At 61.3% G+C, this 7,313-nt stretch carries 6 protein-coding genes; 2 read left to right on the top strand and 4 right to left on the bottom strand.

Features of this window, described 5'->3' with window-relative positions; all coding sequences use genetic code 11:
• Nucleotides 1–63 precede the first annotated feature (63 nt).
• Nucleotides 64–987, top strand: coding sequence for a DUF6268 family outer membrane beta-barrel protein (locus J4G38_RS27890; RefSeq protein ID WP_210522173.1), 924 nt, complete (start codon nt 64–66; stop codon nt 985–987).
• Nucleotides 988–1,014: 27 nt separating this feature from the next.
• On the opposite strand, the gene J4G38_RS27895 is transcribed toward J4G38_RS27890, so the two are convergent.
• Nucleotides 1,015–2,181, bottom strand: coding sequence for an XdhC family protein (locus J4G38_RS27895; protein ID WP_210522174.1), 1,167 nt, complete (start codon nt 2,179–2,181; stop codon nt 1,015–1,017).
• 257 nt (nt 2,182–2,438) lie between these two features.
• On the opposite strand from J4G38_RS27895, the gene J4G38_RS27900 reads away from it, so the two are divergent.
• Nucleotides 2,439–2,918: a GNAT family N-acetyltransferase gene (locus J4G38_RS27900; protein ID WP_210522175.1), complete on the top strand. Its 480-nt coding sequence runs from the start codon at nt 2,439–2,441 to the stop codon at nt 2,916–2,918.
• Between the two features lie 282 nt (nt 2,919–3,200).
• On the opposite strand, the gene J4G38_RS27905 is transcribed toward J4G38_RS27900, so the two are convergent.
• Genes J4G38_RS27905 through J4G38_RS27915 form a run of 3 tightly spaced genes read right to left on the bottom strand, consistent with a single transcriptional unit; the run spans nt 3,201 to nt 7,129 of the window.
• A complete protein-coding gene (locus tag J4G38_RS27905) occupies nt 3,201–5,471 on the bottom strand; it encodes a xanthine dehydrogenase family protein molybdopterin-binding subunit (RefSeq protein WP_210522176.1) in 2,271 nt (756 codons plus the stop codon).
• A complete protein-coding gene (locus tag J4G38_RS27910) occupies nt 5,468–6,493 on the bottom strand; it encodes an FAD binding domain-containing protein (RefSeq protein WP_210522177.1) in 1,026 nt (341 codons plus the stop codon). The genes J4G38_RS27905 and J4G38_RS27910 overlap by 4 nt, the downstream gene beginning before the upstream one ends.
• Before the next feature lie 24 nt (nt 6,494–6,517).
• A complete protein-coding gene (locus J4G38_RS27915; RefSeq protein WP_210522178.1) occupies nt 6,518–7,129 on the bottom strand; it encodes a (2Fe-2S)-binding protein in 612 nt (203 codons plus the stop codon).
• Nucleotides 7,130–7,313 lie beyond the last annotated feature (184 nt).

The raw sequence follows: 7,313 nt of genomic DNA on the forward strand, positions 1-7,313 counted from the left end.
AAGCAGAACGGGTTTTATTGACTCATGCCTCCGTTCTTTGGCGCGGCTTACTTCCCAACCTGCATGAAATCATGTTTCCGCTCCCTACCCCTTCATGGCGTAATAATGCTGCTGGGGGCTGGCCTGCTGCCCATCGCAAGCCACGCGCAAGGCTATGCGGAAGGCCTTGGGGCGAGCTACGAGGTGCTGCCTTTGCAATTGAATAATGGCGGGCAACACGCGTTTCGGGCCGATGCATGGCGGGCGAATGCGGTGGTGCCCATAAGCCTTTTCGGCGACAGCACCCGGAGTTTACTGGCCGGGGCCAGCCTGGAGGCGCTGCACTTTGGCGGCGACCCGCCGGGGTTCGACGTGAGCGACGTGTACGGCCTTTCGCCAATTCTGGGCTACCGCCGTCGCGTATCGAATAAGTTGGAGCTGACGGCCCTGGCCCTGCCCGCCCTGAACTCGGACCTGCGCGAAGTGCGTGGCGCGGACGTTACCTGGGGAGGGGTGGCCCGTGCAGCCTACCGCGTGAATGTCCGCCTGGCGTACCGCCTCACGCTGGGTTACCGGCAGCAATTCTACGGCCCGCAATACGTGGTGCTGCTGGGGCTGGACTGGCAGCTAGGGCGGCGATGGCGGGCCTTTGGGGATTTGCCCACCACCTTCACCGTTAGCTATGCCGTCACGCCCCGCGTCAATGCGGGCTTCAATCTGATTGGCATCAATACCGCCTACCGGTTGCGGGAGCAGGACCGGTATTTCCAGTACCAGCAAGGGCACTACGGCCTGTTTGCCGAAACCTACCTGAGCGCGCACTGGGCGTTGCGGCTCATTGCGGCCTACGCCGTGACGCGCCGGCTCGACGTGTACACCAGGGACGACCAATGGCCGGCCACGCTCGACTACATCGGCTTGGGGAAAGCGCCGGTGCCGCTGAATCCGCACATCGAAAAAGGCCCGGCGTTTCGGCTTGCGCTGAGCTACCGGGTGCCGGCGCGTTAGCAAAAACCAGTGGCCGCAACCCCGGAATTATAGCCGCTCAGCTGTAGCTTTTGGCTGCCCGGTTTCCTTTTTAGGCGAGTCGGCATGAATGGCCGACGAGGTATCGCGCAGGTGCTGTGGCGGCTGCCCGTTCTTCACCGCCTGAATTTCGGCCACAATTGCCAGGGCAATTTCTTCCGGGGTTTCCCCACCCAGGCTCAGGCCGATGGGGCTGTGCAGGCGCCTGCGCAACACTTGCTCGGTTTCGTGTGGGGATAATGCCAGCTCTTCCAACAGCCGCCCGGCCTTGGCGCGGGGCCCGAGCAGGCCAATGTAGGGCGCGGGGGAGGGGAGCAGCGTTTGCAGCGCCGCAAAGTCGTAGGCGTAGTTGTGGCTAAGCAAAACGTGGTACGCACTGACATCGGGCAGCTGCGTTTCCAATTCGCGCACGGGCACGATGCGCACCTCGGCCGCTTCGGGGAAGCGGGCGGCAGTGCTCAGGTTGGGCCGGCCATCCACCACGGTAATGTGCCAGCCCAACGACGCGGCCAGGCGCACCAGGGGCTGCGCGTCGTTGCCAGCCCCGTACACCACGAGGCGCAAGGGCGGCGTGAGCTGCTCCAGCAAAGCCCGCACGGGGCCGGCATCGGTGTCAATATCCAGTACCTGCGAGATGCCCTGGGCCAGGGTAGCGCGGGCCGCTTCGGCCAGAGGGGCCGCCAGGGCGGGCGTGCCCCGCACCACCCCCGCTGCGGTAAGCAGCACGCGTTGGCCTACCCCGGCCCGCAGGCCTGTCGCTGCATCGGTGCTGAAAACGGTGGCCAGCACCGCCGGCTCGGGGTAGGTGGCAAAACCGCGTAGCAGTTCCAGCGGGTTATCGACATTGGCAAAATCCAGTGGCTCCAGCAGAATTCGGACCACGCCCTGGCAGCCGGGCCCGAGGCCGTGGCGCGGGTCGTCCTCGTCGTGGGTGTCATAGGTTACCAGCGCTGGCTGGCCCCGAAAAATAGCCTGACGGGCCCGCTGGCGGGCATCCCCCTCTAGGCAGCCCCCGCTGATAGCCCCGGTCAGCTGGCCGTCGTTGGTGACGAGCATGCGGGCGCCGGGGCGGCGGTAGGCCGAGCCCAGCACTTCGACCACCGTGGCCAGGGCGCAGGGGCGGGCCTCGGCGCGGTGCTGGTCGTAGGCGAGGAGCAGGCGTTGCAGTTCAGTCATGCGTGAGGTAGCAGGTTCTTTAGTAGATTCGGCGAGCCTTTCGGGAATACGCCCGGCTGCGGCGGGTGGTTATATGGCTGCCCACTCGCACTTAAATACAGTAGCGGGAGCGGACCAGTTCAGCATACTATCCGCTACTAACTTGCGTACTAATAAGAAATGCCGGCTATTTAATGGGGCCTGCGAGTAGCGGGAATCCAGCTGTTGGCGGTCATTGGAGCAGACATTACAAAGTTTCAAATAACATAATTGTTACTATGCAGAATGGCCAATTAAAGCTCAGGCAAACCGAGAAACCAGACTTAGAGCTTTTATTTCAATTTCAACTTGACAAAGAGGCTAATTACTTAGCTGCATTTACTTCAAAAGACCCTACCGACAAAGAAGCATATTTTGAAAAATTTACCAAAATTCTAAATGACCCGACGATAAACAACCAGACAATCTTGGTTGACGGAATTATCGCAGGTAGTATTGCGAAATTTGAAATGCAAGGTGAAAGTGAAATTACGTATTGGATAGACAGAACCTTCTGGGGAAAAGGAATTGCAACCACAGCACTTAAAAAGTTTCTGGCCATTGAAGACGCAAGACCTATTTTCGGAAGGGTTGCGTTTGACAATTCAGGTTCGCAGAAAGTTTTAGAAAAGTGTGGTTTTGTAAAAATCGGCACGAACAAAGGTTTTGCAAATGCCCGACAGACAGAGATAGAAGAATTTATTTACAAGTTGACATAGGGATTAACATAACAACGAACATATGGCGGGGCGACGAATGTATTCTCAACTTTTGTTCGTTAATCGGCATTAGCTTCAGCCAATAAATAACGTCGGGCAATTGAATGAACAACAAACCTGTCTTTATGAGTTTGATTTCGATTCTGGCTGGCGATTTTCAAATACCGTTATTTCGCCAAGGCGGGTCCATTACTCTCCTCTGTTTCTTATCAAGAACGCCCCGCAACCAACTAGCTGCGGGGCGTTTCTATGTCACTTCGGTGGCACCAGCTGCCACGGTTTCTACAGTAGTTTGTCAATCGTAATCGGCAAATCGCGCACGCGCTTGCCGGTGGCGTGGTAGATGGCGTTGGCTACGGCGGCGGCCACGCCGAGCAGGCCCACTTCGCCGAGACCTTTGATGCCGAGGGGGTTCACTGCGGCGTCCTCTTCGTGCACAAAAATCACGTCGATGTCGTGGATGTCGGCATTTACCGGGACGTGGTATTCGGCCAGGCTGTGGTTCATGAAGCGGCCGAAGCGGTGGTCCATCACCGATTCCTCCATCAAGGCCGAGCTGATGCCCCAGACCACGGAGCCGAGGACCTGGCTGCGGGCCGTTTTAGGGTTGATGATGCGGCCGGCGGCCACGGCGTTTACTACGCGGGTGACGTGCACCGTCATCAGGTCGGGGTCTACTTTCACTTCCACAAATACCGCATTGTGGGCGTGCATGGAGTATTTTGGGGGCTTAACCATGCCAATTAGGCCGGGAAGCTTGGAGTTTTTGGCTTCTATTTTCGGTTCGCCGCTGGCCTGCACGAGGTCGCGCAGGACCACGGCCTGGGTGGCGTCGGAACGCAGGCGCAACTGACCGTTGGCAAACTGCACGTCGTCGATTTTGGCGTCTTTGAAGGCCGGATGGTCCATCTTTTTCGCCTGTTTCAGCAGTTCTTCGCCCAGCGCGGTGCAGGCCTCCTGCACAGCGGTGCCCACCGAGGCCGCCGTCCAGGAGCCGCCTTGCAGGGGCGACTCGGGCAGGGTGGTATCGCCGAGGATGAAGGTGACGGCTTCGAGCGGCAGGCCCATGCTTTCGGCCGCAATCTGCGTCATGATGGTGTAGGTGCCGGTGCCGATTTCGTTGGTGCCGCTGCTCACGGTAAGGTGGCCGTCGGCGTCGAGGCTGGCAAGTACCTGGGCGGGCTGTTTGGAGGCGTCCCAGATACCGCCGCCCATGCCCCAGCCCACCAGCAGGTTGTCGTCGCGCATGGAGCCGGGCTCGGGGCTGCGCCGCTCCCAGCCGAACTTGGCCGCGCCTTCGTGGTAGCAGGCGCGCAGGTTTTTGCTGGAATAGGGCAGTTTTTCGGCCTGGTCAAAATCGGAATAGTTGCGGAGGCGGAATTCCAGCGGGTCGAGGCCGGCGGCGTAGGCCATTTCGTCCATCGCGATTTCCAGCGCGATGGAGCCCGAGGCGGCGCCGGGGGCGCGCATGTCGAGCGGCGTAAACACGTCGAGCTTGGCCAGGCGGTAGCCCAGCTTCACGTTTTTGCAGTCGTAGAGCATGCCCGACCAGCCCACCACGTTTTCGGTGAAATCCTCAAACTGCGAGGTTTCGGCCACCGCGAAGTGATTGATGCCGGCGAGCGAACCGTCGGGGTTCGTGGCCATTGCCACGTGCTGCAAGGTTTCGGGCCGGTGGCCGAAGCTGAACATCTGCTGGCGGGTGAGCGACACGCGCACCGAGCGCTCCAGCTCCAGCGCCGCCATCACGGCCAGAAACAGCTGGTATTGCGGCCGCAGCCCCGAGCCAAACCCGCCACCGGTGTACTTCGAAATCACCCGCGCCTGGTCCTTGCTGAGCCCGAAAATCTTGGTGAGGTACTGCTGGCTGTTGAAAGCGCCCTGCGTTTTGTCGTAGATTTTCAGTTTCTTATCCCCGAGCCACTCTACTGTGGTGGCGAAGTTTTCCATGGGGTTGTGGTGCTGGGCGTGGTGCGAGTACCGGGCCTCCATGTGGGCCACGCCCTGCTCCCAGCCGCGCCCGAAATTACCACGGGACTTGGGGGGCTTGTAGCCGGTTTTGCCCCGGCCAGGCTCGTAGGCATCGTCGATGTGCCGGGCCAGCTCGGTTTCGTGGGCCGCTTCCTCGTACTCAATGTGCAGGATGGAAGCGGCGTAGCGGGCCAACTCAAACGTGTCGGCCACCACCAGCGCCACCGGCTGCTGGCTGAACTTTATTTCGGCATCGTGCAGCGGGCGGAAGGGCGAGCCGCCGGGGGCCACGTCGTCCTTGTAGCTGCGGTCGAGAAAGGCCAGGTGGGGCACGTTCTCGTGGGAAAAAACCTGGCGCACGCCCGGCAATGCCAACACCGGCGCGGCGTCAATTCTCGTGATTTTGCCTTTGGCAATCGGGCTGCTCACCACGTAGCCGTAGAGCAGGTTGGGCACGTTGAACTCGGCGGCGTACTTGGCGGTACCGGCCACCTTGGCCGGGCCGTCCACGCGGCTGGTGGGCTTGCCGATGTAGTCCGTATCCAGGTGAATGCTGGGCGGAGTCGCAATGGTCTGGCTCATGGATTGGAGTTTAAAAAGGCGTTGGAATCAAGTTCCTGATTCATTTCAGCGGCTTGCTTGAGGGCCCGCACAATGGCGCGCCGGGCCAGCTCAATCTTGAAATCATTGGAGCCGTAGCCCTGGGCGCCCTCCACTACTTTGGCTGCGGCGCGGCGGAAAGTATCAACCGTGGCCGGCTGGCCGACGAGCAAGGCTTCGGCCGCCTGGTCGCGCCAGGGCTTGTGGGCCACGCCGCCCAGCGCGAGGCGGGCGGCGGTGATGGTGTTGCCGTCCAGCTCCAGCGCCGCCGCCACCGATACCAGCGCGAAAGCGTAGCTGGTGCGGTCGCGCAGCTTGAGGTAGCTGAAGTGCTTTTCGAAGCCCTGGGCCGGCAAGTCGAGGCCCGTAATTAACTCGCCGGGCATCAGGGTGTTGTCCAGGTGCGGCGTGGTACCGGGCAGGCGGTGGAAGTCCTCGAAGGGAATGGTGCGCTCGCCGTGGGGGCCGCTCACGCGCACCGTGGCTTCCAGCGCGGCCAGGGCCACGCACATATCGGAAGGGTGGGTGGCGATGCACTGTTCGCTGGTGCCCAGAATGGCGTGAATGCGGTTGTAGCCGCCGATGGCCGAGCAGCCCGAGCCCGGCTCGCGCTTGTTGCAGGGCGTGGCCAGGTCGTAGAAATAGTAGCAGCGGGTGCGCTGCATGAGGTTGCCGCCGTCGGTGGCCATGTTGCGCAGCTGCGGGCTGGCCCCCGCCAAAATGGCCTGGCTGAGCAGCGGGTAGCGCTTCTCTACCTCGGGGTGCCAGGCCGTATCGGCGTTGGTGGCCAATGCGCCGAGGCGCAGGCCGCCGTCGGGCAACGTTTCAATGGCGTCGAGGCCGAGCTTTTTGAGGCCGATGAGGTGCGTGGGCCGGGCCACATTTTCCTTCATCAGGTCAATCAGGTTGGTGCCGCCGCCGATGTAGGCCGCGCCGTCGTGCGCGACGCTTTCCTGCACGGCCGCATCCACGGCTGGGGCTTGGGTAAAGGTGAAGCTGTTCATCTCTTGGTAATTAAGGATGTGGAATTATTTGGCTGGCTCCACTGGTCCCATCTCGGCCCGCGCCGCGCCAGCCGACCATTCCTGCTTCGGCATCGGCGCATTGCTTACTTCGGCTCCATCTTCTTTATTCCCTAGCACCTCCATTATGGCGGTCAGGATGTTGCTGTAGGCCCCGCAACGGCAAATGTTGCCGCTCATCAGCTCGCGGACTTCGTCCTCCGTTTTGGCCTTGCCCTCATTGATAAGGCCCTGCGCTGAGCAAATTTGGCCCGGCGTGCAGTAGCCGCACTGGAACGCGTCGTGGTCGATGAAGGCCTGCTGCAAGGGGTGCAGGTTTTCTTCGGTGCCCAAGCCCTCGATGGTCTGGATATCAGCCCCTTCCTGCATCACCGCCAGCGAGAGGCAGGAGTTGATGCGCTTGCCGTCCACCAGCACCGTGCAGGCGCCGCACTGGCCGTGGTCGCAGCCTTGCTTGGTGCCGGTGAGGGCGAGGTACTCGCGCAGGGCATCGAGGAGCGTCGTCCAGGGCGCGATGGTGAGGAAATGGTCCTGCCCGTTGATGTGCAAGGTGATGGGCTGCGTGGGCGCCAGGGCTACGGGCGGGCGCTCCGCAGGGACTTGAGTAACTGGGCTCATGAAGTGAGAAGGCTAGGTGGTGGCGAATACTAGGACGTGTGAACAATTAAGGGAGCTTTGAAGATGCAAAAAGACCGCACATTCCTGACCGACCCGCACTGGCAACGCCTTTCGCCACTCTTGCCGGGCCAAGCGAATGCCTGCGGCGTGACGGCCAAGGACACGCGCTTGTTCGTGGAGGCCG

This window comes from Hymenobacter terricola (assembly GCF_017921975.2).
GTDB classification, from domain to species: domain Bacteria; phylum Bacteroidota; class Bacteroidia; order Cytophagales; family Hymenobacteraceae; genus Hymenobacter; species Hymenobacter terricola.

Bases quoted from the DNA above. Each gene is read 5' to 3' on its own strand.
- J4G38_RS27890 (WP_210522173.1), top strand. From the start codon at position 64: ATGAAATCATGTTTCCGCTCCCTACCCCTTCATGGCGTAATAATGCTG.
- J4G38_RS27895 (WP_210522174.1), bottom strand. From the start codon at position 2,181: ATGACTGAACTGCAACGCCTGCTCCTCGCCTACGACCAGCACCGCGCC.
- J4G38_RS27900 (WP_210522175.1), top strand. From the start codon at position 2,439: ATGCAGAATGGCCAATTAAAGCTCAGGCAAACCGAGAAACCAGACTTA.
- J4G38_RS27905 (WP_210522176.1), bottom strand. From the start codon at position 5,471: ATGAGCCAGACCATTGCGACTCCGCCCAGCATTCACCTGGATACGGAC.
- J4G38_RS27910 (WP_210522177.1), bottom strand. From the start codon at position 6,493: ATGAACAGCTTCACCTTTACCCAAGCCCCAGCCGTGGATGCGGCCGTG.
- J4G38_RS27915 (WP_210522178.1), bottom strand. From the start codon at position 7,129: ATGAGCCCAGTTACTCAAGTCCCTGCGGAGCGCCCGCCCGTAGCCCTG.